25 protein-coding genes, 1 tRNA gene and 1 riboswitch are annotated in these 21,323 nt (G+C 71.6%); of the genes, 15 read left to right on the top strand and 11 right to left on the bottom strand.

What is annotated here, in order from left to right; genetic code table 11:
- Positions 1 to 115: 115 nt before the first annotated feature.
- Positions 116 to 191 (top strand) — tRNA-Ala (locus LZ017_RS11625).
- A gap of 68 nt (positions 192 to 259) precedes the next feature.
- On the opposite strand, the gene LZ017_RS11620 is transcribed toward LZ017_RS11625, so the two are convergent.
- Both LZ017_RS11620 and LZ017_RS11615 read right to left on the bottom strand, forming a co-directional pair.
- Complete coding sequence (locus tag LZ017_RS11620; protein ID WP_241396995.1) at positions 260 to 997, bottom strand: siderophore-interacting protein; 738 nt, start codon at positions 995 to 997, stop codon at positions 260 to 262.
- Positions 987 to 2,210, bottom strand: a complete 1,224-nt coding sequence (locus tag LZ017_RS11615; protein ID WP_241396994.1) for an arabinose transporter — start codon at positions 2,208 to 2,210, stop codon at positions 987 to 989. The genes LZ017_RS11620 and LZ017_RS11615 overlap by 11 nt, the downstream gene beginning before the upstream one ends.
- 86 nt (positions 2,211 to 2,296) lie before the next feature.
- On the opposite strand from LZ017_RS11615, the gene LZ017_RS11610 reads away from it, so the two are divergent.
- Positions 2,297 to 2,920, top strand: coding sequence for a TetR/AcrR family transcriptional regulator (locus tag LZ017_RS11610; protein ID WP_241396993.1), 624 nt, complete (start codon positions 2,297 to 2,299; stop codon positions 2,918 to 2,920).
- Here LZ017_RS11610 and ribB read toward each other — a convergent pair.
- Positions 2,917 to 3,603 (bottom strand): 3,4-dihydroxy-2-butanone-4-phosphate synthase, encoded by a 687-nt coding sequence (ribB, locus tag LZ017_RS11605; protein WP_308194071.1) that lies wholly within the window; start codon positions 3,601 to 3,603, stop codon positions 2,917 to 2,919. The genes LZ017_RS11610 and ribB overlap by 4 nt on opposite strands.
- A gap of 110 nt (positions 3,604 to 3,713) precedes the next feature.
- Positions 3,714 to 3,883: riboswitch (FMN riboswitch) on the bottom strand.
- Between the two features lie 163 nt (positions 3,884 to 4,046).
- Between ribB and LZ017_RS11600 the strand changes: the two genes are divergently transcribed.
- From LZ017_RS11600 to LZ017_RS11585, 4 genes are read left to right on the top strand one after another with little or no spacing between them, the layout of a single operon-like run.
- A complete protein-coding gene (locus tag LZ017_RS11600; protein ID WP_241396992.1) occupies positions 4,047 to 5,096 on the top strand; it encodes a cyclopropane-fatty-acyl-phospholipid synthase family protein in 1,050 nt (349 codons plus the stop codon).
- 10 nt (positions 5,097 to 5,106) lie between these two features.
- Positions 5,107 to 5,913 (top strand): DUF1295 domain-containing protein, encoded by an 807-nt coding sequence (locus LZ017_RS11595; protein WP_241396991.1) that lies wholly within the window; start codon positions 5,107 to 5,109, stop codon positions 5,911 to 5,913.
- Positions 5,910 to 6,557: a DUF6134 family protein gene (locus LZ017_RS11590; protein ID WP_241396990.1), complete on the top strand. Its 648-nt coding sequence runs from the start codon at positions 5,910 to 5,912 to the stop codon at positions 6,555 to 6,557. The genes LZ017_RS11595 and LZ017_RS11590 overlap by 4 nt, the downstream gene beginning before the upstream one ends.
- Positions 6,558 to 6,601: 44 nt before the next feature.
- Positions 6,602 to 7,060 carry a DUF2177 family protein gene (locus LZ017_RS11585; protein WP_241396989.1) on the top strand — a complete coding sequence of 153 codons (459 nt, stop codon included), beginning with the start codon at positions 6,602 to 6,604 and terminating at the stop codon, positions 7,058 to 7,060.
- On the opposite strand, the gene LZ017_RS11580 is transcribed toward LZ017_RS11585, so the two are convergent.
- A complete protein-coding gene (locus LZ017_RS11580; RefSeq protein WP_241396988.1) occupies positions 7,023 to 7,709 on the bottom strand; it encodes a ChrR family anti-sigma-E factor in 687 nt (228 codons plus the stop codon). The genes LZ017_RS11585 and LZ017_RS11580 overlap by 38 nt on opposite strands.
- Positions 7,710 to 7,729: 20 nt before the next feature.
- The gene (locus LZ017_RS11575) at positions 7,730 to 8,323 is read right to left on the bottom strand and encodes a sigma-70 family RNA polymerase sigma factor (RefSeq protein WP_241396987.1); all 594 of its coding nucleotides are present in this window, start codon (positions 8,321 to 8,323) and stop codon (positions 7,730 to 7,732) included.
- 248 nt (positions 8,324 to 8,571) lie between these two features.
- Here LZ017_RS11575 and LZ017_RS11570 point away from each other — a divergent pair, with 248 nt between their 5' ends.
- The 6 genes from LZ017_RS11570 (at position 8,572) to LZ017_RS11545 (ending at position 13,789) form a co-directional block, all read left to right on the top strand.
- Positions 8,572 to 9,963, top strand: a complete 1,392-nt coding sequence (locus LZ017_RS11570; protein ID WP_241396986.1) for an NAD(P)/FAD-dependent oxidoreductase — start codon at positions 8,572 to 8,574, stop codon at positions 9,961 to 9,963.
- Positions 9,960 to 10,781 (top strand): DUF1365 domain-containing protein, encoded by an 822-nt coding sequence (locus LZ017_RS11565; protein WP_241396985.1) that lies wholly within the window; start codon positions 9,960 to 9,962, stop codon positions 10,779 to 10,781. The genes LZ017_RS11570 and LZ017_RS11565 overlap by 4 nt, the downstream gene beginning before the upstream one ends.
- A 10-nt stretch (positions 10,782 to 10,791) precedes the next feature.
- Positions 10,792 to 12,036, top strand: a complete 1,245-nt coding sequence (locus LZ017_RS11560) for a cyclopropane-fatty-acyl-phospholipid synthase family protein (RefSeq protein ID WP_241396984.1) — start codon at positions 10,792 to 10,794, stop codon at positions 12,034 to 12,036.
- Between the two features lie 174 nt (positions 12,037 to 12,210).
- Complete coding sequence (locus tag LZ017_RS11555) at positions 12,211 to 12,639, top strand: Hsp20/alpha crystallin family protein (RefSeq protein WP_241396983.1); 429 nt, start codon at positions 12,211 to 12,213, stop codon at positions 12,637 to 12,639.
- A 113-nt stretch (positions 12,640 to 12,752) separates the two neighbouring features.
- Positions 12,753 to 12,953 (top strand): DUF3460 family protein, encoded by a 201-nt coding sequence (locus LZ017_RS11550; RefSeq protein WP_241396982.1) that lies wholly within the window; start codon positions 12,753 to 12,755, stop codon positions 12,951 to 12,953.
- Positions 12,863 to 13,789: a ScpA family protein gene (locus LZ017_RS11545; protein ID WP_374109912.1), complete on the top strand. Its 927-nt coding sequence runs from the start codon at positions 12,863 to 12,865 to the stop codon at positions 13,787 to 13,789. Before LZ017_RS11550 ends, LZ017_RS11545 begins: the two co-directional genes overlap by 91 nt.
- Before the next feature lie 826 nt (positions 13,790 to 14,615).
- On the opposite strand, the gene LZ017_RS11540 is transcribed toward LZ017_RS11545, so the two are convergent.
- The 3 genes from LZ017_RS11540 to LZ017_RS11530 all read right to left on the bottom strand — a co-directional run bounded on the left by LZ017_RS11540 (position 14,616) and on the right by LZ017_RS11530 (position 16,554).
- Complete coding sequence (locus LZ017_RS11540; protein WP_241396980.1) at positions 14,616 to 15,341, bottom strand: response regulator transcription factor; 726 nt, start codon at positions 15,339 to 15,341, stop codon at positions 14,616 to 14,618.
- A 102-nt stretch (positions 15,342 to 15,443) separates the two neighbouring features.
- Positions 15,444 to 15,902 (bottom strand): MaoC family dehydratase, encoded by a 459-nt coding sequence (locus tag LZ017_RS11535; protein ID WP_241396979.1) that lies wholly within the window; start codon positions 15,900 to 15,902, stop codon positions 15,444 to 15,446.
- A 25-nt stretch (positions 15,903 to 15,927) separates the two neighbouring features.
- Positions 15,928 to 16,554, bottom strand: a complete 627-nt coding sequence (locus LZ017_RS11530; RefSeq protein WP_241396978.1) for a ParA family protein — start codon at positions 16,552 to 16,554, stop codon at positions 15,928 to 15,930.
- Positions 16,555 to 16,631: 77 nt separating this feature from the next.
- Between LZ017_RS11530 and LZ017_RS11525 the strand changes: the two genes are divergently transcribed.
- Genes LZ017_RS11525 through LZ017_RS11515 form a run of 3 tightly spaced genes read left to right on the top strand, consistent with a single transcriptional unit; the run spans position 16,632 to position 19,532 of the window.
- Entirely contained in the window at positions 16,632 to 17,246 is a 615-nt protein-coding gene (locus LZ017_RS11525) for an NAD(P)H-dependent oxidoreductase (protein WP_241396977.1), read from the top strand.
- Positions 17,246 to 19,096, top strand: coding sequence for a glutathione-regulated potassium-efflux system protein KefC (gene kefC, locus LZ017_RS11520; protein ID WP_241396976.1), 1,851 nt, complete (start codon positions 17,246 to 17,248; stop codon positions 19,094 to 19,096). The genes LZ017_RS11525 and kefC overlap by 1 nt, the downstream gene beginning before the upstream one ends.
- 4 nt (positions 19,097 to 19,100) lie before the next feature.
- Positions 19,101 to 19,532, top strand: coding sequence for a DUF1841 family protein (locus LZ017_RS11515; protein WP_241396975.1), 432 nt, complete (start codon positions 19,101 to 19,103; stop codon positions 19,530 to 19,532).
- 70 nt (positions 19,533 to 19,602) lie between these two features.
- Here the strand turns inward: LZ017_RS11515 and LZ017_RS11510 are convergent, their stop codons facing one another.
- The 3 genes from LZ017_RS11510 to flgA form a co-directional block, all read right to left on the bottom strand.
- Complete coding sequence (locus tag LZ017_RS11510) at positions 19,603 to 20,001, bottom strand: hypothetical protein (protein WP_241396974.1); 399 nt, start codon at positions 19,999 to 20,001, stop codon at positions 19,603 to 19,605.
- Positions 20,002 to 20,044: 43 nt separating this feature from the next.
- Positions 20,045 to 20,350, bottom strand: a complete 306-nt coding sequence (gene flgM / locus LZ017_RS11505; protein ID WP_241396973.1) for a flagellar biosynthesis anti-sigma factor FlgM — start codon at positions 20,348 to 20,350, stop codon at positions 20,045 to 20,047.
- Between the two features lie 163 nt (positions 20,351 to 20,513).
- Complete coding sequence (gene flgA / locus LZ017_RS11500) at positions 20,514 to 21,275, bottom strand: flagellar basal body P-ring formation chaperone FlgA (protein ID WP_241396972.1); 762 nt, start codon at positions 21,273 to 21,275, stop codon at positions 20,514 to 20,516.
- Positions 21,276 to 21,323: the final 48 nt, after the last annotated feature.

Genomic DNA, 21,323 nt, shown 5'->3' with positions numbered 1-21,323 from the left:
GCGCGATCCCGGCCCCGCCCGGCCAGCGGGGCAGCCCTAGCCGCGCGGCGACACCCACAGCATGCGATGCGCTTGTCCACAGCACGGAAATCTCTGCTATAGTCGCATTCTCGTTGGGGGGGTAGCTCAGCTGGGAGAGCGTCGCGTTCGCAATGCGAAGGTCGGGAGTTCGATCCTCCTCCTCTCCACCAACAGATTCGGCCCCAGAGGGAAACCTCTGGGGCTTTTGTCTTTTCAGCGCCCGCCCCGGCGCACGGCCTCAGGCATCGCGGTGGTCCGCTTCGCCAGCTTTCCAATAGCCCTTGGCGCTCACGCGGTGGCGTTCGATCCCGCGCTCCAGCAGGTAGTGCTGGCGCAGGCGGCGGATGGTGCTGGACTCGCCGGCCATCCAGAGATAGCCGGGGCCGGCCGGCAGCGGGCGATGCAGCAAGGTCTGGCACAGGGCCACGCCGGGCCCCTCCCGCGCCAGCAGCCAGTCGGTCCTGAGTTTGGCCGCGTCGTCGATGGGCTGGCGATCGGCTTGCGACGGCAGCTCCACATAGACCTTGGCCTTGAGGTCCGCCGGCAGCGCGCTGGCGATGCGCTGCAGCGCGGGCAATGCCGTGATGTCGCCGGCCAGCAGCACCCAGCGGGCATCGGCCGGCAGCAGGAAGCCGCCACTGCGCGGCCCGGCGATGCCCACGCGGGCCCCGGGCTGCGCGTCGGCCGCCCAGGTCGAGGCGGGCCCGGCCTGCGGTCCATCGCCGTGCAGGACGATGTCCAGGTCCAGGCTGGCCGCATCGTGGTTGATGCCGCGTATCGTGTAGGCCCGCCCTTCGCCCGAGGGCAGGAAGAGCTTCACCCAGGCGGCCGGCTCGTCCACGCCCTCCGCCCGCAAAAAGGCGGCAAGTTCAGCACCGCCGACGGTGACACGCCGCATGCAGGGCGTCGGCGAAGCCACGGCCAGCACCTCGGCCACGGCCCAGGACAGGCGGAGTTGGGTGGGTTCATTGGCCATGCCGGACTCCCGGGGTGGCGCGCAGCAGCCGCAGCGCGATCAGCAAGGCCAGCCCCACCGCGACGGCACCGACCAGGAACACCGTGCCCACATCGCCCGCGCCGGCCACGGCGCCCAGCGCCGGCGCCGTGATCCCCAGAGAAATGTCCAGGAAGGCGACATAGGCCCCCATGGCCACGCCGCGGTTTTGCGGCGGCGCGCGCCGCACCGCCTCCACGCCAAAGCCAGGGAAGGCCAGCGAGTAGCCAAAGCCCGTCAGCGCCGCCCCCAGGTAGGCCATGGGAGCCGCATCCGCGCGCCAGATCAGCAACTGGCCGACCACCTCGATGAGCACGCAGACGAGCGCGACGCGGGCACCACCCAGCCGGTCCGGCAGATGGCCGAAGAAAAGCCGGGCCGCGATGAAGGCCAGGCCGAAGGCCGTGAAGGCCAGCGAAGCCTGCCCCCAATGCCGGGCGGAGAACAGCAACGCGACGAAGGCGGTGATGACGCCAAAGCCCACGCTGGACAGGGCCAGCCCCAGGCCGGGCATCCAGACCGCACCCAGCACCTGGTAGAAGGGCGTGCGCCGCGTGGCGGTGGGCGGCGTCGCCCGCAGTCCGGCCACCAGGGCCAGGGCCACGAAGGGCACGAACAGCGTCGCCAGCGCGAGACCGGCAAAGCCCTGGGCGGCATTCAGCGCCACCCCGGCCGGCGCGCCGACGGCGTAGGCGCCATACATCGCGATGCCGACCCAGGCCATGACTTTGCCGGCATGCTGGGGGCCCAGCATGCCCACGCCCCAGCCGAGGGCCCCGGTGACGACCAAGCTCTCTCCACAACCCAGCAGCAGGCGGCCGATCAGCAGCACCGCCGTCGACGCCGCGGGCGTGGCCGTGAAGGCCAGGGACAGCCAATAAGCCAGCCCCGAGCCGGCGGCCAGCAGCAGACCCGTGACCACGGCACGCTTGCCGCCGCGGAGGTCGGCCAAGTTGCCGGCCCAGGCACGCGACAGCAGGGCCGCCACGAACTGCGCGCCCATCAGCACGCCCACCATCGGCATGCTCAGGCCCAGGCTGTCATGCAGGTGCAGCGGCAGCACCGGCATGGGCAGGCCCAGCGTCAGAAAGCCGACGAACACCGCCAGCGCAAGAGGCAGCAAACGCAGGACGCCCGGCCCCGCGGGCGGTGCATGGGTGGAGGGCGACACGGGGGATGAAGACGGAAAAGACATGCATGACTCCAAACATGAGCATTTGCTCGATATCCATTAGAATATGAGCCATTACTCACGTTGAAAACTCGCCTTTCGGAGCCCCCATGCCGCCCCTGCCCCAGCCCCGCCGAGTTCCGCGCCAGGCCCGTTCCCGCGCGCTGGTGGAGGCTATTCTGGAAGCCACGGCTCGCGTTCTGGCCGAGCGCGGCTACGCCGGCACCAACACCAACCTGGTCGCCGAACGTGCCGGCGTCAGCGTGGGCTCGGTCTACCAATACTTCCCGAACAAGGATTCGCTGATCACCGCGCTGCACGAGCGCCACGCCACCGAAATGCAGGCGGCGATGGAGACCGTGCTGGCGACCGCCCATCCCCGCGGGCTGCGCGGGCAGCTGGCGGCCCTGGTCCATGCCTGGATGGCGGCTCACCAGGTCGAGCCCGAGCTGCACCGCGTGCTGGAAAAGGAGTTCCCCTTCTTCGACGCGCCCGCCGAGCACAGCCCGGCGGACCAGGGCATCTTCCGCCGCGTGCGCCAGCTGCTCCAAGACCACCGCCATGAGATCGTGCCCAGCGACCTGGACCTCGCGACCTGGGTGGTGCTGCGCACCCTGGAAGCCCTGATCCACGCAGCGGTGATCACCCCGTCACCGGCGCACCCGATGCCGGCCGTCGAGCAGGCCATCGTGGACCTGCTCTCCGGCTATCTCTGCGGCCGGACGGACACTTAGCCTTCGCCGCACTCCTGCCGCTCACTGAGCACCAGATCGGCAATGGTGAGCACGGGCAGGCCGTGGCGCCGGGCGTAGTCCAGCACCTGGGCGCCGCGCGTCATGGTGCCGTCCGGGTTCATCAGTTCGCACAGCACCGCGCTCGGCCGCAGCCCGGCCAGGCGGGACAGCAGGACGGAGCCTTCGGTGTGCCCCGGGCGCGCCAGCACGCCGCCGGGGTGCGCGCGCAGCGGGAACACATGGCCGGGCCGGACCAGATCCTCGGGGCGGGCCTGCGGATGGATGGCCGCCCGCACGGTGGTGAGCCGGTCGCGCGCGCTGACGCCGGTCGACACGCCATGGCGGGCCTCGATCGACACGGTGAACGCCGTGCCGTGCGAGCTTTCGTTGCGCGCCACCATCTGCGGCAGCTGCAGGCGGGACAGGTCCTCGTCGGTCATGCACAGGCACACGATGCCGCTGCCGTCCCGGATCAGCTGGGCCATGGTCTGCTCCGTGATCCGTTCGGCCGCGAGAATCAGGTCGGCCTCGTTCTCGCGGTCGTCGTCGTCCATCAGCACGACGGGAATGCCCTGGCGCATGGCCTCCAGGGCCGGCTGGATGCGCCGCCGGGCGGCCTCCACGGCGGAATCGCTGCAGGGGTAAGCCGGCGCGGCGCGCTCGGCGATTTGGGTTTGAGACATTCAAACGCTCCTCGTTGACAGGTTGAGAAGACGTTTTCGGGGCACGCAGCCGCGCCTGCCCCCGCGGGCACGGCCGAAGCCGCCCGCGCATGGGGCATGCGCTGACGCTTGCGCATCTTCTTTCATCCGGACTGTGACCGTCGGCTCTGGTGTGGGGCCAGATCTGCTGACCTCATTGCACGAGGCAATGAGCGCTCGCGGGCTCGCGGGGACCTGCAGGCATTGCGCCGCAGCCTCGCCTACCGCCGGTGGGGAATTCCGCCCCGCCCTGAAGACGCTGTGTCGCTCAAAGAACGACGCTGGCATTTTAGGGAGCTGCGCGACGGGCCGCCTACTCGCGTTCCGCGCCCCAGCGGAGCGGCGCGCACAACGATGGCCGCGCGGTGATCCAGCGCCGGCCGCGGCGCGTACAAGAGGGCAACCTGTCACTGTGCCGGAACACCATGGCCCAAGACCTCACCCTCGCGGCGACCCGCCTGGCCGAACGCGGCCTGCTCCCCGACCCGGCGCTGCGCCTGGGCATACGCCGCCTGCTGCGCCAGCGCCTGCAGGAGCTGCGCGATGGCGACAGCGAGAGCGCCGCCGTGCTGACGCAGCGCTTTCTCGCCGAGCTGCGCGCCGCGCCGCTGGCCCTGCTGCCGGACAAGGCCAATGAGCAGCACTACGAACTGCCGCCGGCGCTGTTCGAGGCCATGCTGGGCCCGCAGCGCAAGTACAGCTGCTGCTGGTGGCCCGAGGGCGTGGACACGCTGGCGCAGGCCGAGGAAGCGGCGCTCGCCGAGACGGCCGCGCGGGCACGCCTGGCCGACGGCCAGCAGATCCTGGAGCTGGGCTGCGGCTGGGGCTCGCTGAGCCTGTGGATGGCGGCGCGCTACCCGAACGCGCGCATCCTGGCCGTTTCCAATTCGGCCTCCCAGCGCGAGTTCATCGAAGGGCAGGCGCAAGCGCGCGGGCTGGGCAACCTGGAGGTGCAGACCTGCGACTTCAATGCCTTCGAGACGCCGCGCCGCTTCGACCGCGTGGTCTCGATCGAGATGTTCGAGCACCTGCGCAACTGGCCACTGGCCTTCGCCAAGGTGGCCCGCTGGCTGCGGGACGACGGGCTGTTCTTCCTGCATGTCTTCGCGCACCGCGAGGCACCCTACGCCTTCGAGGCCCGCGACGCCAGCGACTGGATGAGCCGGTACTTCTTCTCCGGCGGCATGATGCCCAGCGACGATCTGGCGCTGCTGTGCCAGGACGAACTCGCGCTGCAGCAGCGCTGGCGCTGGGACGGCCGGCACTATGCGCGCACCGCGGCGGCCTGGCTGGCGCAGCTGGACGCGCAGCGCGGCGCGCTGATGCCGCTGTTCGAGACGGTCTATGGCGCGCCGCATGCGCCCATGTGGTGGCAGCGCTGGCGGCTCTTCCTGCTGTCGGTCGAAGAGTTGTTCGCCTATGAGCGCGGTCAGCGCTGGTGGGTGAGCCACTACCTGTTCGCGCCCCGGCGCTGAGGCACGCGGCATGGCCACGAGTTCCGCCCTGTGGTCCAGCGGCGCGCCGGGCCTGCTGGTGGGCGTCGCGATCGCGCTGCCCACCTGGCTGGCAAGCATTCCGCTGCGCGACGCCAGCCTGGCGGACCGGATCTGGTCGGCCCTGGTCGCCGCGCCGGCGGCCTTCTATGTGCTGCGCAGCGGCGCCGATGCGCGCAGCGGCGTGATGCTGGCCATCATCCTGGTGTGGGCGCTGCGCCTGGGGCTTTACCTCAGCCTGCGCAACTGGGGCCATGGGGAGGACCGCCGCTACCGCGCCATGCGCGAGCGCCACCAGCCGGGCTTCGCGCTGAAGAGCCTGTGGCTGGTGTTCCTGTTGCAGGCGCTGATCGGCTGGATGGTTGGCTGGCCGATGCTGGCCGCGCTGCCGCCGGCGGGCCAGGCCTGGACCGCGTGGGACACGCTGGGTGCGCTGGTCGCGGTCGCGGGCCTGCTGACGGAGACGGTGGCCGACGCCCAGCTGGCCCGCTTCCGCCGCGACCCCGCCCAGCGTGGCCAGGTGATGGACCGAGGGCTGTGGCGCTACTCGCGCCACCCCAACTACTTCGGCGAAGCCTGCCTGTGGTGGGGCCTGGGCCTGATGGGTCTGGCCGGCGGCGGCTGGGAGCGCGCCTGGTGCCTGCTCTCGCCGCTGATGATGACGCTGCTGCTGTTGCGCGTCTCCGGCGTGACGCTGCTGGAACAGGACATCGGCGAACGCCGCCCGGCCTACCGCGACTATGTGACACGCACCAGCGCCTTCATTCCCTGGCCGCCCCGGCGCGGCGCCGGCCGATGACGGCGAGGACGGCGCGAGCGGGCACGCTGGCGCTGGCCGGCGCACTGGCGCTGGCGCCGCTGGCCAGGGCCGCGGCGGACGACGCCGGCGCGCAGACCTGGGAGTTCGAGGTGCGGCTGGACGGCCGGCCGATCGGCTCGCATCGCTTCGTCGTCAGCGGCCCGCCGGCGGCGCGCGAGGTGGAGAGCACGGCGCGCTTCGAGGTGCGGCTGCTGGGCATCCCGGTCTATCGCTACCGCCACCAGGCGCGCGAACGCTGGCGTGGCGACTGCCTGCAGGCACTGCAGTCGCAGACCGACGACGACGGCCGGCCGGCCCGTGTCGACCTGCAGCGCGAGGACGCGGCCGCCCGGACGAGCGACTGCCTGATGAGCTTCGCCTACTGGCACCCCGCGCTGTCTCGCCAGAGCCGGCTGCTGAACCCGCAGACTGGCCGCATCGAGGAGGTGCGCTTCGAGCGCCTGCCCGACGCCACCGTCCAGGCCGGCGGGCAGGCGCGGGACGCCGAGCGCTGGCGGCTGCGGACCTCGTCGGGCACGCCGCCGCAAGACCTGACCCTCTGGCTGGACAAACGCGACGGCCGCTGGCTCGCGCTGGACGCGCAGGTCGCGGGCGGCCGCCAGCTCAGCTATCGACTGCCCTGACCTCGACGTTCTTCCCTCCCTCAGCCCACGACCGGAGATCCACCTTGTCCTCCACCCCCGCTCGCATCCCATCGGCGTGGCGCCTGCCCCTGGCCTGCGCGACGACCACCGTCGTCTTCCTGACGCTGGACGCACTCTGGCTGACCAACACCGCCAGCGCGCTCTACCGGCCCGCGCTCGGCCACCTGATGGCCGACAGCGTCGACTGGAAAGCCGCCCTGCTCTTCTACGCGATCTACATCGCGGGCCTGACGGTCTTCGCGCTGAGCCCCGCGCTGGCCGCCGGGCGGCCGTTCGCGGCGCTGGGCCGCGGCGCGATGCTGGGCCTGCTGGCCTATGCCACCTATGACCTGACCAACCAGGCCACGCTGCGCGGCTGGCCCTGGCGGGTCACGCTGATCGACCTGGCCTGGGGGGCCTGCGTCAGCAGCCTGTCCTGCTGGGCCGGCGCCGCGCTGAGCGCGGCTACATGCCGACCAGCGAGCCCAGGCAGCGGGCGATGAGCCCGTCGAAGCGCAGCGGGGCCTCCAGCGTCGCGACGCAGATGCACTCGCTGCCGTCCTGCACCACCGGCTGGTGGTGGACCTCGCCGTCGGCGAGGTCGAAATCGCCCGGGCCGAACAGCGCGCGCCCGTCGTGGAAGCGGCCGTAGATCACCTGGGTCAGCTCGGTGCCGCGATGGGTGTGCTGCGGCAGGTATTTGCCCGCCCCGATGCGCAGCAGGAAGACATTCGCCTGCGGCGCGTCGGGCACGGTGACGCGGCTCCAGCGCATGCCCGGGCCTATCCAGCGCCAGCGCGTGGCGCTGCAGCGGGCGAGCGCGCGCGGCCAGATCGCGCCGGCCGGCAAGGGCGGCGGCGGCGCCACCCGACGCGGCGGCCGCGCGGCGTCCGGGCCGGCGGCCTCGGCCCGCTGCGCCTGGTCGATGCGTGCCAGCACCCGGGCCAGCGCGTCCTCGCGCATCGGCGCGGCGGGCTGCTCGTCCAGCAACGCACCGCCCACGCTGCGCAGCAGCGCCACCCGCGCACGGCAGGCCGGGCACAGCTCCAGATGGGTTTGCACCACCAGCTGCATGCCGATGGGCAGGGCGCCTGCGGCGAGCGACAGCAGCAGCTCGTCGGCGGGGTGGTGGCGGATGTCCAGGGGCTCCATGGTCGGATCGTCAGCGGGGGTCAAAGGTCGAGCAGCTTGCGCAGGTGCGACACCGCCAGCCGCATGCGCGACTTGACCGTGCCCAGCGGGATGCCCAGTTCGGCCGCGATGCGCGCATGCGGCTCCTCGTCATAGAAGGACAGGCGCAGCACCTGGGCCTGCTCGGGCGGCAATCGATGCAGCGCGTCGCGCACGCGCCGCGCCAGCCGGGTCGCGTCCAGCTGCTCGGGCACGCTGGGCTGATCGGCCTCCAGCGCGTCGAACTCGAAGCACTCGTCGCCGGCGCCGTCCAGCCGATGCCGCCGCGCGGCGTCCACGCGCAGATGGCGGGCGATCGTGAAGATCCAGGTCGACACCGCCGCCTGCGCCGGATTGAACAGCGCCGCCTTGCGCCACACCGTCACCAGCGTTTCCTGCGCCAGCTCCTCGGCCGCCTCCTCGAGGCTGCCGCTGCGCATCAAATAGCTCTTCACCCGCGGCGCGAAATGGGCGAAGAGCCGCCCGAAGGCCTCGCGGTCCTGGTGCTCGGCGACCCGTCGCATCTGCGCCGGCCAGTCTTCGGCGGACGCGGGCGGCGCGGCGGCACGGTCGGGATCGAACGGAACAAGGGTCAAGCGGCGGGCTCCCGGCACGGCGGTCGTGGACGATTCGCCCGGCGCGCCGGCCGGGGCATTCAACGGATTGTCGCGTCGCGGGCTGCCCATGTGGGCTTGTACGCGGCAAGCCGGCCCATGGATCACTCCAGCATCGCCGGCGCACCCCCTGGACCCGGGCCCTCAGGGAAAACGCGAAGTTCCCGGGCCGCAGCGATCCAAACCGCGGCGGCCTGCGTAGAAGCGCCAGAGACCCCCAGGAGCAGCACATGCCCCCTCAACCGATCGCCCGCGCCCCCCTGCCGCTGCCGCCCGGCGCCGAGCGCGGCCGGCAGCGCATTGCCGTGGTCGGCAGCGGGATCTCCGGCCTGTCCTGCGCCTGGCTGCTGTCGCAGCGCCACGAGGTCGAGCTGTTCGAGGCCGAGCCGCGCATCGGCGGGCACAGCCACACGGTGGACGCGCCCTGCGACGGGGGCTCGCATCCGGTGGACACCGGCTTCATCGTCTACAACGAACCGGCCTATCCCAATCTGAGCGCGCTGTTCCGCCACCTGGACGTGCCGACGCAGGCCTCGGACATGTCCTTCGCGGTCAGCCTGGACCAGGGCGCGCTGGAGTACGCGGGCACCGACCTGAACGGCCTGTTCGCACAGCGTAGCAACCTGCTTCGGCCGCGCTTCTGGACCATGCTGCGCGAGCTGCTGCGCTTCTACCGCGAGGCCGAACGCGACGCCCCGCTGTGCGGCGATCTGAGCCTGGACGACTACCTGGACGCGCGCGGCTATGGCCGCGCCTTCCGCGACGACCATCTCTATCCGATGGGCGCGGCCATCTGGTCCTCGACGCCAGCGGAGATCGGCCAGTACCCGGTCGCCGCCTTCGTGCGCTTCTGCGCCAACCATGGGCTGCTGCAGGTCCGCGATCGCCCGGTCTGGCGCACCGTGGTCGGCGGCAGCCGCGAGTATGTACGCCGGCTCACGGCCGGCTTTGCCGGCCGATTGCACCGCGACGAACCGGTCACCGCACTGGCGCGCGAGCCCGGCGGCGTGCGCCTGCGAACGCAGCGTGGCAGCTGGACCGCGGCCTTCGACCAGGTCGTGCTGGCCACGCACGCCGACCAGGCGCTGCGCCTGCTGGCCACGCCGTCGGAGGACGAGCGCCGCCTGCTCGGCGCCTTCGCCTACACCCGCAACCTGGCCGTGCTGCACAGCGACCCGACCCTGATGCCGCGGCGGCGCCGGGTCTGGTCGAGCTGGAACTACCTGGCCGGCCGCGCGCGGGCGGGCCAGCCGGCGCAGACGCCCACGGTGAGCTACTGGATGAACCGGCTGCAGCCCCACCTGCCCCAGGGGCGCGAGGCCCGGCCGCTGTTCGTCTCGCTCAACCCCGGCGTCGAGCCGCGCCCCGAGCATCTGATCCGCACCGAGGTCTATGAGCATCCGCGCTTCGATGCCGGCGCCATCGCGGCCCAACGCGAACTCTGGACCCTGCAGGGCCAGCAACGCAGCTGGTTCTGCGGCGCCTACTTCGGCTCCGGCTTCCACGAAGACGGGCTGCAGGCGGGCCTGGCGGTCGCCGAGGCGCTGGGCGGCGTGCGCCGCCCCTGGACGGTGGCCGGCGAGTCCGACCGCATCCACCTGCCGCGGGCGCTGGCCACATGAGCCCCGCCCCCGGTTCGGCCCTCTACCTCGGGCAGGTGATGCACCAGCGGCTGCACCCGCTGCGCCACCGGCTGAGCTACCGGGTGTTCTCGCTGCTGCTGGACATCGACGAGCTGGCCGCGCTGGACGCGCGGCTGCGCTGGTGGTCGCTGGGCCGCTTCAACCTCTTCAGCTTCCATCCAGGCGACCACGGCGACGGCAGCGCCAGCGACGTCCCCGGCCTGCGCGCGCAGATCGACACCAGGCTGCGCGAGGCCGGCCTGCCCACGGGCGGCGCCATCCGGCTGCTGGCCATGCCACGCATCCTGGGCTATGCCTTCAACCCGCTCAGCGTCTGGTTCTGCGAGGCGCCCGGCGGCGGCCTGCAGGCCATCGTCTACGAGGTCAACAACACCTTCGGCGAGCGGCACAGCTACCTGATCGAGGTCGACGCCTCGCGCCCCCTGCCCGAGGTGCTGGAGCAGCGCTGCGACAAGCAGATGTTTGTTTCGCCCTTTCTCGGCATGGATCTGCACTACCGCTTCCGCGTTCGGCCGCCGGGCGAGGGGCTGGGCATCGGCATCGGCGTGCATGAAGGCCCCGCCCGCGACGCCGCCGCCCGATTGCTGATGCACGCGCGGCTGGACGCGCGCCGCGTGCCGCTCACCGACGCCGCGCTGCTGCGCGCGCTGGCCCTGCATCCGCTGCTGACGCTGAAGGTCATCGGCGGCATCCATTGGGAGGCGCTGCGCCTGTGGCTGAAAGGGGCCCGGCTGCATGAGCGCCCGCCCGCGCCGGCCCATCCCCTGACCGTCGTCCGCCCGGGCGACCCGACCTGAGTCCCGCGCCATGAGCACCCTGCTTCCGCTGTCGACGTCCACCCCCTCCTGCGCCGCCACGCTGGCCGGCGACCCGCTGTCGGCCTGGCATGCGCCGCTGCGCCGCCTGCTGTCGCGCATCCAGCATGGGCGGCTGAGCCTGACCCTGCCGGACGGCCGCCGCCTCGAGGCCTGCGGGCCCCACCCCGGCCCACAGGCGGAGCTGCGGCTGCACCGCTGGCGCCCAGCGTTGCGCCTGCTGCTGCAAGGCGACCTGGGGCTGGCGTTCTCCTACCGCGATGGCGACTGGAGTTCGCCCGACCTGAGCGCGCTGCTGTCCTTCGGGCTGGCCAACGAGGCAGCGCTGGGCTCGCTGACCGAAAGCCGTGGGCCGGCGCGCTGGTTCGCCCGGCTGCTGCACCGCGCCCGCGCCAACACGCGCCGCGGCAGCCGGGACAACATCGCCTACCACTACGACCTGGGCAATGCCTTCTACCAGCGCTGGCTGGACGACAGCATGCTGTACTCCAGCGCGCTGTACCGCGACGATCCCGCCGACACGCTGGAAGCCGCGCAGGCCCGGCGTCTGGACCGCATCGCCGAGCTGCTGGACATGCGCCCCGGCCTGAAGGTGCTGGAGATCGGCTGCGGCTGGGGCACGCTGGCGGCCACGCTGGCCCGGCGTTTCGGCGCCGAGGTCGTGGGGCTGACGCTGTCGACCGAGCAGCTCCGCTTCGCGCGCGAGCGTGCCTCGCAATGGGGCGTGGCCGACCGCGTGGATCTGCGCCTGCAGGACTACAGGGACGAGACCGGCCGCTACGACCGCATCGTCTCGATCGAGATGATCGAGGCCGTGGGCGAAGCCTACTGGCCGCTGTACTTCGCCAGCCTGCGCGACCGGCTGGCCCCCGGCGGCGTCGCCGTGCTGCAGGCGATCACGATCGCCGAGCCCTACTTCGAGCGCTACCGCGCCAGCCCGGACTTCATCCAGCGCTGCATCTTCCCGGGCGGCATGCTGCCCAGCCCCGAGCGCATGGCCGAGCAGGCGCGCCGCGCCGGACTGCGCCTGAGCACCGAGGAACGCTTCGGCCACAGCTATGCGCGCACGCTGGCCGAATGGCGCCAGCGTTTCCGCGCCGAATGGCCGGCGATCCAGGCCCAGGGCTTCGACCCGGCGTTCAAGCGTCTGTGGGAGTACTACCTCTGCTACTGCGAGGCGGGCTTCCTGGACGGCCGCGTCGACGTGGGCCTGTACCGCCTGACCCGGGACGAATGAGCCCGAGGCGCCGGGACGGGCCGGCGCCTCGCGGTGTTGCGCCGCGTCAAGCCCGCCGGCGCCGCGCGCGCGATCATGGAAGCGGTCCCGGCGCCCCAGCGCCGGGACCGCGGCCGCCCGCCGTCGGGGCGGACGGCTCTGCGTCCTGAGTCCATCCAGCGAAAGGAGCAACCCATGAGCCAATTGCCCACCGAGCGCAGCAGCCTGTTCGACGACCTCTTCCGCGACTGGGCGCCCGGGTTCTACATCCGTCCGTTGCATGGCGACCCGCTGCCGCGCCAGATCAAGCTGGACGTCAAGGAGAGCGCCGAGCAGTTCACCATCGTCGCCGAACTGCCCGGTGTCGCCAAGGAAGACATCCAGGTCCATGTCGACGGCCCCATGGTCACGCTGCGCGCCGAGGTTCGCCAGCATGACCGCAGCACCCAGGACGAGCGCGTGCTGCGCAGCGAGCGCTATGTCGGCGCCGTCTCGCGCAGCCTGCAGTTGCCGGCCGACGTGGACGACGCGCGCGCCAGCGCCAAATACGACCAGGGTGTGCTGACGCTCACGCTGCCCAAGAAGGCGGACAGCGTCAGCAGCCGGCGCGTGCGCATCGACTGAAGCGCCCGCCGGGGGCGCGGCGGCGGCCTGGCCGGCCCGGCCCGGGGCCGGCTAAAATCGCTGCTTTGCCGCGGGACGCTCCCGCGCCCCCCACCCGATCTGCCGCAAGCGCCATGCCTCTCTTCTGGAAGCCCTACAAGTCCGAAGTCACCCAGTTCATCGACGAGCTGCGCAGCAAGAACCCGCAGCTGGAGGCCTCGCAGCGCGAAGGCCGTGCGCTGCTGTGGGACAAGCAGGTGGACCGCCAGGCCCAGGCCGACTTCCGCGTCGCCCGCGTGCCCCAGCAGCCCTACGTCTACCAGACCAAGGGCTGAGCTTGGACCTGACGGACGAGCCGGCCGCCGAGGCCGCCACGCCCGAAACGGTGGACGGCGTCGCGGTGGCCCGCCTTTATGGCGAGCCACTGTTCACGCTGCCCCAGGACCTCTACATCCCGCCCGATGCGCTGGAGGTCTTTCTGGAGGCCTTCCAGGGGCCGCTGGATCTGCTGCTCTACCTGATACGGCGGCAGAACTTCAACATCCTGGACATCCCGCTCGCCGAGGTCACGCGCCAGTACCTCAGCTATGTGGAGCAGATCCGTCGCCACAACCTCGAGTTGGCGGCCGAGTACCTGCTGATGGCGGCCATGCTGATCGAAATCAAGTCACGCATGCTGCTGCCGCCCAAGAAGACCGAGGACGGCAGCGAGCCCGAGGACCCGCGCGCCGAGCTGGTGCGCCGTCTGCTTGAGTACGAACAGATGAAGCTGGCCGCGCAGACCCTGGACCAGCTGCCGGTGCTGGGGCGCGACTTCCTGCGCGCCCAGATCCACATCGAACAATCGCTGGCGCCGCGCCTGCCCGAGGTCAGCGTCGAAGACCTGCGCAGCGCCTGGGCCGAGCTGATGCGCCGCGCCCGGCTGACCCAGCACCACAAGATCAGCCGCGAGCAGCTGTCGGTGCGCGAGTACATGAGCCATCTGCTGCGTCGTCTGCAGGGCCAGCGTTTTGTCGAATTCGAAGATTTGTTCGAACTCGACCGAGGCCCTCAGGTGCTGGTGGTCAGCTTCATCGCGATGCTGGAACTGGCCCGCGAGCGCCTGGTCGAAATCACCCAGGCCGAGGCCTTCGCGCCGATCTACGTGCGCTTGTCTTACGCACCGATGTAGCCCCTCGTCCAGGGAGTACCCTGGCCGGTCCCCCGAGGGGACGGCGATGCTGGCGGCATTGAGCCGCCAGCACATCGCCACGTGGGCCGGCTTGGGGCGGCCCGGCGCTCGACCCTGGAATACACCCCCTCGTCCAGGGAGTACCCTGGCCGGTCCCCCGGGGGGACGCCGATACGGGCGGCATTCAGCCACCCGTATCGCCAAGCGGGCCGGCTTGGGGCGGCCCGGCGCTCGGCAAATCATGGGGCCCCTCGTCCTGCGGGTACGCTGGCCGGTCCCCAGAGGGGACGCCGATACGGGTGGCATTCAGCCACCCGTATCGCCAAGCGGGCCGGCTTGGGGCGGCCCGGCGCTCGGCAAATCATGAGGCCCCTCGTCCAGCGGGTACGCTGGCCGGTCCCCAGAGGGGACGCCGATACGGGTGGCATTCAGCCACCCGTATCGCCAAGCGGGCCGGCTTGGGGCGGCCCGGCGCTCGGCCCCAAATACCGCCGATGCCCGCGGCATTGAGCTGCGAGCATCGGCTGTGCGACGGGGTACGAGGCCCGGTGTGGAGTCGAGCCGTACTCGGCGAGCGACTTACATCCTGAGCGGTGGAGCCGCCCCGATGGTGGTCGGGCCGGGGCTCAGTGCCCAGCGCGGGCCTCGGTCAAATCGCATTTCAGGCCCTCCTTTTGGTGACTTTTCCTGGGCCCGCAGGAAAAGTTACCCGGCTGCCGGGCCGGGACCCGGCGGGATCTGCGCCCCGCGCAACAAAGCAAAGAGCAAAGAGCAAACAACCCCACCCGAAGGGCCAGGCCTTGCCCCCAAGCCGCCCACCCGTCCTTCAACGGAAGGTCGAAAAACTCTCACTCGGCCGCCGCTGCCCCATCTGCGCCACCGCCAGCACCGCCTGGGTGCGCGAACTGACGCCCAGCGCCTTCAGCACCGCGGCCACATGGTCCTTGATGGTCTCGACCGAGACCCCCAGTTCGCGCGCGATGATCTTGTTGGGCTTGCCCTGCAGCAGCAGCGCCAGCACATCGGTCTGGCGCGGCGTCAGGCCCAGGCTGTCCAGGCCCGGAATGGACTGGTAGCCGCCTTCGCTGGCCAGCACATGGACCGGCGCCAGCGCCGGCGTGCCGGGCGGCACCAGCGGCGCGGGCTCGGGGCTTTCACTGCCCAGCGACATCGGCGGCACATAAATGCCCCCGGACATCACCAGGCGCAGCGCCTGGGCCAGCACCTCGTTGCTGGTGCGCTTGGGCACGAAGCCCATCGCGCCCTGGTCGATCGCGCGGATCACGTCGCTGGCACGGTCGGACGCGGAAATCACCACCACCGGCAGCGCCGGATAGTTGGCCCGGAACTCGTCCAGCACGTCGAAACCGCTGGCATCGCCCAGCTGCAGATCCAGCAGCACCAGGTCGAAATCCTCGCGGCCGGCGAGCAGCGCGCGCGCCTCGGCGGCGCTGCCGGCGCCCTGCACCTCGACGCCGTCGCCCAGTCCTTCGATCACCGTGCGCAGGGCCGACAGGATCAGGGGATGGTCATCGATGAGCAGCACCCTCATGCTCGGCCTTCTGTCATTCATAGTCACAGGGACCGAATCATAGGTGCAGCCACCCGCCGCGGCACTCCCAAAGAAGGGTGGAGGCCGCGGCACGCGAGTTCTTTATTCGAACATGCGTACCAGCGACTCCGCCACGCAGACCGGCTTGTCCGGCTGGCCCTCGCGCTCCACCGTGACCTCGGTGCACAGCTGGGCCCCGCCGCCAGGCAGCGACTCCCAGCTGACCAGCCGGAAGCGGCCGCGCAGCCGGCTGTCCACCGGCACCGGCGCCGGGAAACGCACGCGGTTGAGCCCGTAGTTCAGGCCCATGCGCACCGAGCGCACGGCAAAGGCGGTCTCGTAGAAGCGCGGCAGCAGGCTCAGCGTCAGAAAGCCATGCGCGATGGTGCCGCCAAACGGCCCGGCCGCCGCGCGCGCCGGGTCGGTGTGGATCCACTGCAGGTCTTCGGTGGCCTCGGCGAAGGCCTGGATGCGCGACTGGGGCAGCGCGATCCAGTCGGACACACCGATCTCCTCCCCCACCCGCTCGCGCAGATCCTGCAACCGTTCGAACTCAAGCATTCCCATGTCTCCTCGTCCGCGCCGCTCAGTCCAGTTCGTCCAGCCAGCGGCACAACGGCTCCCATTGCGCCAGGTCGCGCGCCACGCGGCCCGGGGCGATGTCCCAGAGCGTCAGCCCCCGCGCCGCCAGTTGCACGTAGTTCTGCGTGTCGCGCAGCTCGGCCGGCATCGCCAGTCCGCGCTGCCGGATGAACTGCTGCAGCTGCTGCTGCGCCAGCGTGCCCTCGCGAACGCGCATGCCCACCAGCGCGATGCGCGGCCGGCGCCCCCGCTCCTGCATCGCATCATGAAGCTCGGCGAGGAAATCATGTGTCGCCTGGATGTCAAACAGGCTGGCCTGCAGCGGCAGCAGCAGCCCATCGGCGACCTTGAGCACCTGCGCGAGCTTCTTGCCGCGCAGGCCGGCCGGGGTGTCCAGCACCGCATGCGTCACGCCCTTGGGGCTGCGCAGCTGCTCGCCATCGGCGTCCCAGCCGCGTATCGGCGCCAGGCCGCTGGGGCGCTGCGCCAGCCAGCGCGCGGCGGACTGCTGGCGGTCGATGTCGCCCAGCATCACCGCATGGCCCCGGTGGGCCAGGAAGCCGGCCACCTGGCTGGCCAGCGTGCTCTTGCCGACGCCCCCCTTGGGATTGGCCACGACGATCACCGACATAGGCTCTCCTGCTGGAATGCTGGCGCCGGATCTTAGTGGAGCCCACGCCCGCCGCGCCTGGTGGATACTCCCCGGCCATGCCCTCCCCCACCCTGATCCTGCTGGCCCACCCGGACCTGCCCCACTCGCGCGTGAGCCGTCTGCTGGCCGATGCCGCGCGCGCACGGCCCGGCGTGGAAGTGCGCGACCTGTACGCGCTCTACCCCGACTACGCGATCGACGTCGCTGCCGAGCAGGCGGCGCTGGCGCGCGCCGGTCTGGTGGTCTGGATGCACCCGCTGCACTGGTACGGCATGCCGGCGCTGATGAAGCTGTGGGTGGACGAGGTGCTCAGCCTGGGCTGGGCCTATGGCGAAGGCGGCAGCGCGCTGAGCGGCAAGGACCTCTGGCCGGTCTGCTCCACCGGCGGCAGCGCCCATTCGTACTCGCCGCAGGGCTACAACCAGCGCCCGGCCGAGGACTATCTGCTGCCCTATGCGCAGACGGCGCGCCTGTGTGGCATGCGCTACCTGCCGCCCCTGTTGTTGCATGGGGCGCAGCGCGCCGACGAGGCCACGCTGCAGGCCCATGCGCGCCGCTTCCTCGACGAACTGGGCCGCCTGCCGGCCTGGTGCCAGGCCCAGCCGGAGCCGGCGCAGACCGCGGTGCCGCAGGGCGACCGGCCCGTGCTCGCGCGCGACGGGGTGGTCTGATGGAAGCGCACGGACACTGGCTCGGCACGCCGCTGGTGCTGCTCGCCGCCGCGGTGCTGGCGGTGCCGCTGGCGCGCGGGCTCAAGCTGGGTGCCATCCTCGGCTATCTGGTGGCGGGCGTGCTGATCGGCCCGTCGGTGCTGGGGCTGATCGCGCGGCCGGAAACGGTGCTGGAAATCGGCGAGTTCGGCGTCGTGCTGATGATGTTCCTGGTCGGGCTGGAGCTGGAGCCGCGCCGGCTGTGGGCGCTGCGCCGGCCCATCTTCGGGCTGGGCTCGGCGCAGATGCTGGGCTGCAGCCTGCTGCTGCTGGTGCCGGCGCTGTGGCTGGCGAGCGACTGGCACGGCGGGCTGGTCGCCGCGCTGGGGCTGGCGATGTCCTCCACCGCGGTGGCGCTGTCGGTGCTGGCCGAGCGCAACCTGGCCGGCACGAGCGCCGGGCAGAGCGTGGTCAGCGTCGCGCTGCTGCAGGACATGGCCGCCATTCCGGTGCTGGCGCTGATCCCGCTGCTGGCGGCCGGCGGCGCGCGTCAGGGCGGTGGCAGCGGCCAGGTCTGGGCCGCGCTGGCGGCACTGGTGGCCATCGTGCTGGTGGGCCGGCTGGCGATGCGCCCGCTGCTGCGCTGGATCGCCAAGCAGGGCACGCCGGAGGTCTTCACCGCCGCGTCGCTGCTGCTGGTGCTGGCCACCGCGGCGCTGATGCAGCAGGTCGGGCTGTCGATGGCGCTGGGCGCCTTCGCCGCCGGCGTGCTGCTCGCCGAAAGCGAGTACCGCCGCGCGCTGGAGGCCGACCTGGAGCCCTTCAAGGGCCTGCTGCTGGGCATGTTCTTCATCGCCGTGGGCATGGGGCTGGACCTGGCCGTGCTGTGGCAGCGGCCGCTCGCGGTGCTGGCGCTGCTGGCCGCGCTGTGGGTCTGCAAGGGCCTGGTGCTGATGCTGCTCGCACGCCTGGCACGGTTGCCGCTGCTGGAGCGCCCCGTCTTCGTGATCCTGCTCGCACAGGGCGGGGAGTTCGGCTTCGTCGTCTTCCAGTTGGCCGAGCAGGCGCGCTTGATCGACGCCGCGCAGCGCTCGGTGCTGGTGGCCGCGGTGGCGCTGTCGCTGGCGCTGACGCCGCTGCTGCTGGCCTGGGCCCAGCGCCGCGCCGCGCGCCGCCACCCGGCCAGCTCGCCACACGCGCTGAAGGAAGCGCAGGCCACGCCGGTCATCATCGCGGGCTTCGGGCGCTACGGGCAGATCGTCGGACGTCTGTTGAACGCGAACGGGCTCGCGGCCACCGTGCTGGACCACGACGCCGACACCGTCGAAACCCTGCGCCGCTTCGGCTGGCGCGTGTTCTGGGGCGACGCCACGCGGCTGGACCTGCTGCGCATCGCCGGCGCCGAGCAGGCGCGCGTGCTGGTGATCGCGGTCGACGACGTCAACCACAGCCTCAAGATCGCCGAGCTCGCGCGCCAGCATTTCCCGCAGCTTCGCATCGTCGCGCGGGCGCGCAACGTGCAGCATGTCTACGCGCTGCGCGACCTCGGCGTGGAGCTGATCGAACGCGAAACCCTGGACGCCGCGCTGACCAGTGGGCGCAGCGTGATGGAGTTGCTGGGCTGGTCGGCCCACGCGGCGCGCCAGCTGGCCTGGCGCTTTCGCCGCCACAACCTCGCGCAGGTGGAGCAGATGCGTGCCCACCGCCATGACCAGGACGCCCTGATCGCGCTCACCCAGCAGGGCCGCCGCCAGTTGGAGGAGCTGCTGGCGCGCGAGCGCGCCGACCAGGCGCAGCGCCGCGAGCAGCCGGCCTGGCACGGCCCCGCCCAGCCCCCGGCCAGCGAGGGCGGCGCGGCGCCGCGACAATAGCGCCATGTTCGCCCCTTCCCAAATCGAGGTTCGCCGCTTCTTCTGCGCCACCTACCGCAAGCAGCGCGACGGCCTGCCGCTGACGCCCATGGAGGCCATCGCCGCCGACTGGATCGTTCAGCACCCGGAGTACCACGCGGAACTGGCCGACGAGGCCGCCGCGCTGGCGGCCGTCTACGACGTCGAGGCCGGCCGCAGCAACCCCTTCCTGCATCTGTCCATGCACCTGACGCTGATGGAGCAGCACAGCATCGACCAGCCCTCTGGCGTGCGCCAGGCGCTGGACCTGCTCGCCGCGCGCCGCCAGTCGCTGCACGAGGCGCACCATGCGGCGATGGACTGCCTGGGCGAGATGATCTGGGCCTCGCAGCGCAGCGGCCTGCCGCCCGACGGCCACGCCTACCTTGACTGCCTGCGCCGCAAGGCCACGGCCTGACACACCAGGCGTTCCCACCATGCAAAAAGCCACCCGAGGGTGGCTTTGTTCCGGCGGGGAAGCGCGCGCCTCAGGCCTGGATGGACCCGCCCAGCGCGGACTTGCGGTCGTTCTTGCCCTGGGCCGAATAGAGGCCGCTGCTGGTGTCGCCAGGCATCAGCACGTCGATCGCGCGGTCCAGCGCGGCGGTGGCGCGGGCCAGCGACTCGCGCTGCGCGGCGACACGGCCGCCGGCCTGCATCAGCCGGTTGCGCAGCCCGGCGGGCACCGTGCCGGCGCGCGCCGCGGCGGAAAAGCGCTCGATCGCCCGCGCCAGCGCCAGGTGAAGCGACGCGGCATGCAGCTCGATCGCCTGGCTGTCGCGCCGGTGCAGCGCTTCGCCGAGCAGGTTCAGGCAGCTTTCGACCTCCTGCAGCGGCTGCTCCAGCTCCAGGGCGAGGGGGTCGTGGGATTCCGTGGTTGCAGACATGGCCGGCCCGGTGTGAAAGGACGTGGACGAGTTCCTGGCGCGCTCAGTGCGGCATCGCGCGGCCCAGCATTTCCTGGGCATTGGCGATCAGCTTGTCCGCGATCGCATCCGCGTTCACGGTGAACTTGCCGTCGGCAATGGCCTGGGAGATGCGCTTCACCTTCTCGGCATCGAAGCTGCCCTCGTCGGACTTGGCACCGGCCACCAGATGGGTGGCGGTGCTGGACAGTTCGACCTGCGTGCCCGCCTCCGTCTTTCCAGGCCGGGCCTGGCCCGCCTGGCCGGAGGCCGGACGGTCGTTGCTGAGCTGCTTGTAGGCGTGTAGTTCGGGGCTGTTACCGATTTTCATGGCATTTCTCCATGGGCCTGCCGCTGAAGGCAATCCCATCCAATGTTCGGTATATCGACCGGGGAGCGCAGGACTTTAGGGTGCTCTTTGTGCGAGGAGCGTTCCTCCCCGCAGCGTGGGGGCCGGCGCCGGCTGGCGTCCGCCCGAGAGATTGAGAGCCAACTCATAGCAACACCTCCACGCGCCGCTCCGCGACCGCCCGCCCCACGGCGACACGGCCATTGTCGAAGCGCACGCGCACCTCCTGACCTTCCAGACCCACGCCCATCGCCTGTCCTTCGGAAGAGATCGCATACCCCGTGCCCACGGCCATGACCAGGACCCGTTCCCCGGGTCCGAACCACTGCCGCAGCTTCAGCGCGCCGCTGCGCACCGGTTCGCCGGCCTCCACCGTGCGCACCAGGGTGCGCCCCAGTGGCGCCTGGTCGGCGCCGAACACCGCGCCGCCGTCGCCGGCTATATCTACTTCGGCCCAGCGCAGCTTGTCTTGAGTCAGTTCGGTGCCGGCCGGCAGGTCCGCCACCGCGGCCCAGGCCTTGGCAAAGACCTTGACCCGCAGCGGCAGGCTGACGTTCCAGCGCCGCTCCCCTTCCAGACAGCGCACACCCAGGCGGGTGCGGCCCCACATCTTGGCGCCGTTGGGCACATAGGCCTGGATCTGGCGGCAGGGCGCCAGGCGCAGCCGCGGATCCAGCGTGCCCAGCTCCACCTCCACGCGCGCCGGTTGCGCCAGCGAAGCCAAGGCCGCGCTCTGGGCCAGGCTTTGCAGGCGCTGGGCCATCTCGGCGCCCAGCACGGACTCCTGCGCCTGCGCGCCGCCCGTCAGCGCCAGCGCGGCCGCGAGGCCGGCCGCACGCAGCATGCCGCGGCGCGGGCGCTTGTGCAGCGGCGCCGGGCGGCATGGACGGAGGGCAATTTGGATCATGGGCGTCACTGTAGACCGCCGGCCGCGGCCGCTTCGCGCGGAAATACG

The organism is Pelomonas sp. CA6, from assembly GCF_022549225.1.
Classification (GTDB): domain Bacteria; phylum Pseudomonadota; class Gammaproteobacteria; order Burkholderiales; family Burkholderiaceae_C; genus Roseateles.
Note: the sequence above shows the minus strand (reverse complement) of the source record. Positions and strands in the feature narration are given on the sequence as shown.

What these genes read in the sequence shown, in the direction of transcription:
- LZ017_RS11560 (WP_241396984.1), top strand. Translation starts at nt 10,792, where the DNA reads ATGAGCACCCTGCTTCCGCTGTCGACGTCCACCCCCTCCTGCGCCGCC.
- LZ017_RS11530 (WP_241396978.1), bottom strand. Translation starts at nt 16,554, where the DNA reads ATGTCGGTGATCGTCGTGGCCAATCCCAAGGGGGGCGTCGGCAAGAGC.
- LZ017_RS11600 (WP_241396992.1), top strand. Translation starts at nt 4,047, where the DNA reads ATGGCCCAAGACCTCACCCTCGCGGCGACCCGCCTGGCCGAACGCGGC.
- ribB (WP_308194071.1), bottom strand. Translation starts at nt 3,603, where the DNA reads ATGTCTCAAACCCAAATCGCCGAGCGCGCCGCGCCGGCTTACCCCTGC.
- flgM (WP_241396973.1), bottom strand. Translation starts at nt 20,350, where the DNA reads ATGAAAATCGGTAACAGCCCCGAACTACACGCCTACAAGCAGCTCAGC.
- LZ017_RS11535 (WP_241396979.1), bottom strand. Translation starts at nt 15,902, where the DNA reads ATGCTTGAGTTCGAACGGTTGCAGGATCTGCGCGAGCGGGTGGGGGAG.
- LZ017_RS11615 (WP_241396994.1), bottom strand. Translation starts at nt 2,210, where the DNA reads ATGTCTTTTCCGTCTTCATCCCCCGTGTCGCCCTCCACCCATGCACCG.
- LZ017_RS11565 (WP_241396985.1), top strand. Translation starts at nt 9,960, where the DNA reads ATGAGCCCCGCCCCCGGTTCGGCCCTCTACCTCGGGCAGGTGATGCAC.
- LZ017_RS11540 (WP_241396980.1), bottom strand. Translation starts at nt 15,341, where the DNA reads ATGAGGGTGCTGCTCATCGATGACCATCCCCTGATCCTGTCGGCCCTG.
- LZ017_RS11515 (WP_241396975.1), top strand. Translation starts at nt 19,101, where the DNA reads ATGTTCGCCCCTTCCCAAATCGAGGTTCGCCGCTTCTTCTGCGCCACC.
- LZ017_RS11595 (WP_241396991.1), top strand. Translation starts at nt 5,107, where the DNA reads ATGGCCACGAGTTCCGCCCTGTGGTCCAGCGGCGCGCCGGGCCTGCTG.
- LZ017_RS11580 (WP_241396988.1), bottom strand. Translation starts at nt 7,709, where the DNA reads ATGGAGCCCCTGGACATCCGCCACCACCCCGCCGACGAGCTGCTGCTG.
- LZ017_RS11525 (WP_241396977.1), top strand. Translation starts at nt 16,632, where the DNA reads ATGCCCTCCCCCACCCTGATCCTGCTGGCCCACCCGGACCTGCCCCAC.
- LZ017_RS11620 (WP_241396995.1), bottom strand. Translation starts at nt 997, where the DNA reads ATGGCCAATGAACCCACCCAACTCCGCCTGTCCTGGGCCGTGGCCGAG.
- LZ017_RS11610 (WP_241396993.1), top strand. Translation starts at nt 2,297, where the DNA reads ATGCCGCCCCTGCCCCAGCCCCGCCGAGTTCCGCGCCAGGCCCGTTCC.
- kefC (WP_241396976.1), top strand. Translation starts at nt 17,246, where the DNA reads ATGGAAGCGCACGGACACTGGCTCGGCACGCCGCTGGTGCTGCTCGCC.
- LZ017_RS11550 (WP_241396982.1), top strand. Translation starts at nt 12,753, where the DNA reads ATGCCTCTCTTCTGGAAGCCCTACAAGTCCGAAGTCACCCAGTTCATC.
- LZ017_RS11570 (WP_241396986.1), top strand. Translation starts at nt 8,572, where the DNA reads ATGCCCCCTCAACCGATCGCCCGCGCCCCCCTGCCGCTGCCGCCCGGC.
- flgA (WP_241396972.1), bottom strand. Translation starts at nt 21,275, where the DNA reads ATGATCCAAATTGCCCTCCGTCCATGCCGCCCGGCGCCGCTGCACAAG.
- LZ017_RS11510 (WP_241396974.1), bottom strand. Translation starts at nt 20,001, where the DNA reads ATGTCTGCAACCACGGAATCCCACGACCCCCTCGCCCTGGAGCTGGAG.
- LZ017_RS11555 (WP_241396983.1), top strand. Translation starts at nt 12,211, where the DNA reads ATGAGCCAATTGCCCACCGAGCGCAGCAGCCTGTTCGACGACCTCTTC.
- LZ017_RS11590 (WP_241396990.1), top strand. Translation starts at nt 5,910, where the DNA reads ATGACGGCGAGGACGGCGCGAGCGGGCACGCTGGCGCTGGCCGGCGCA.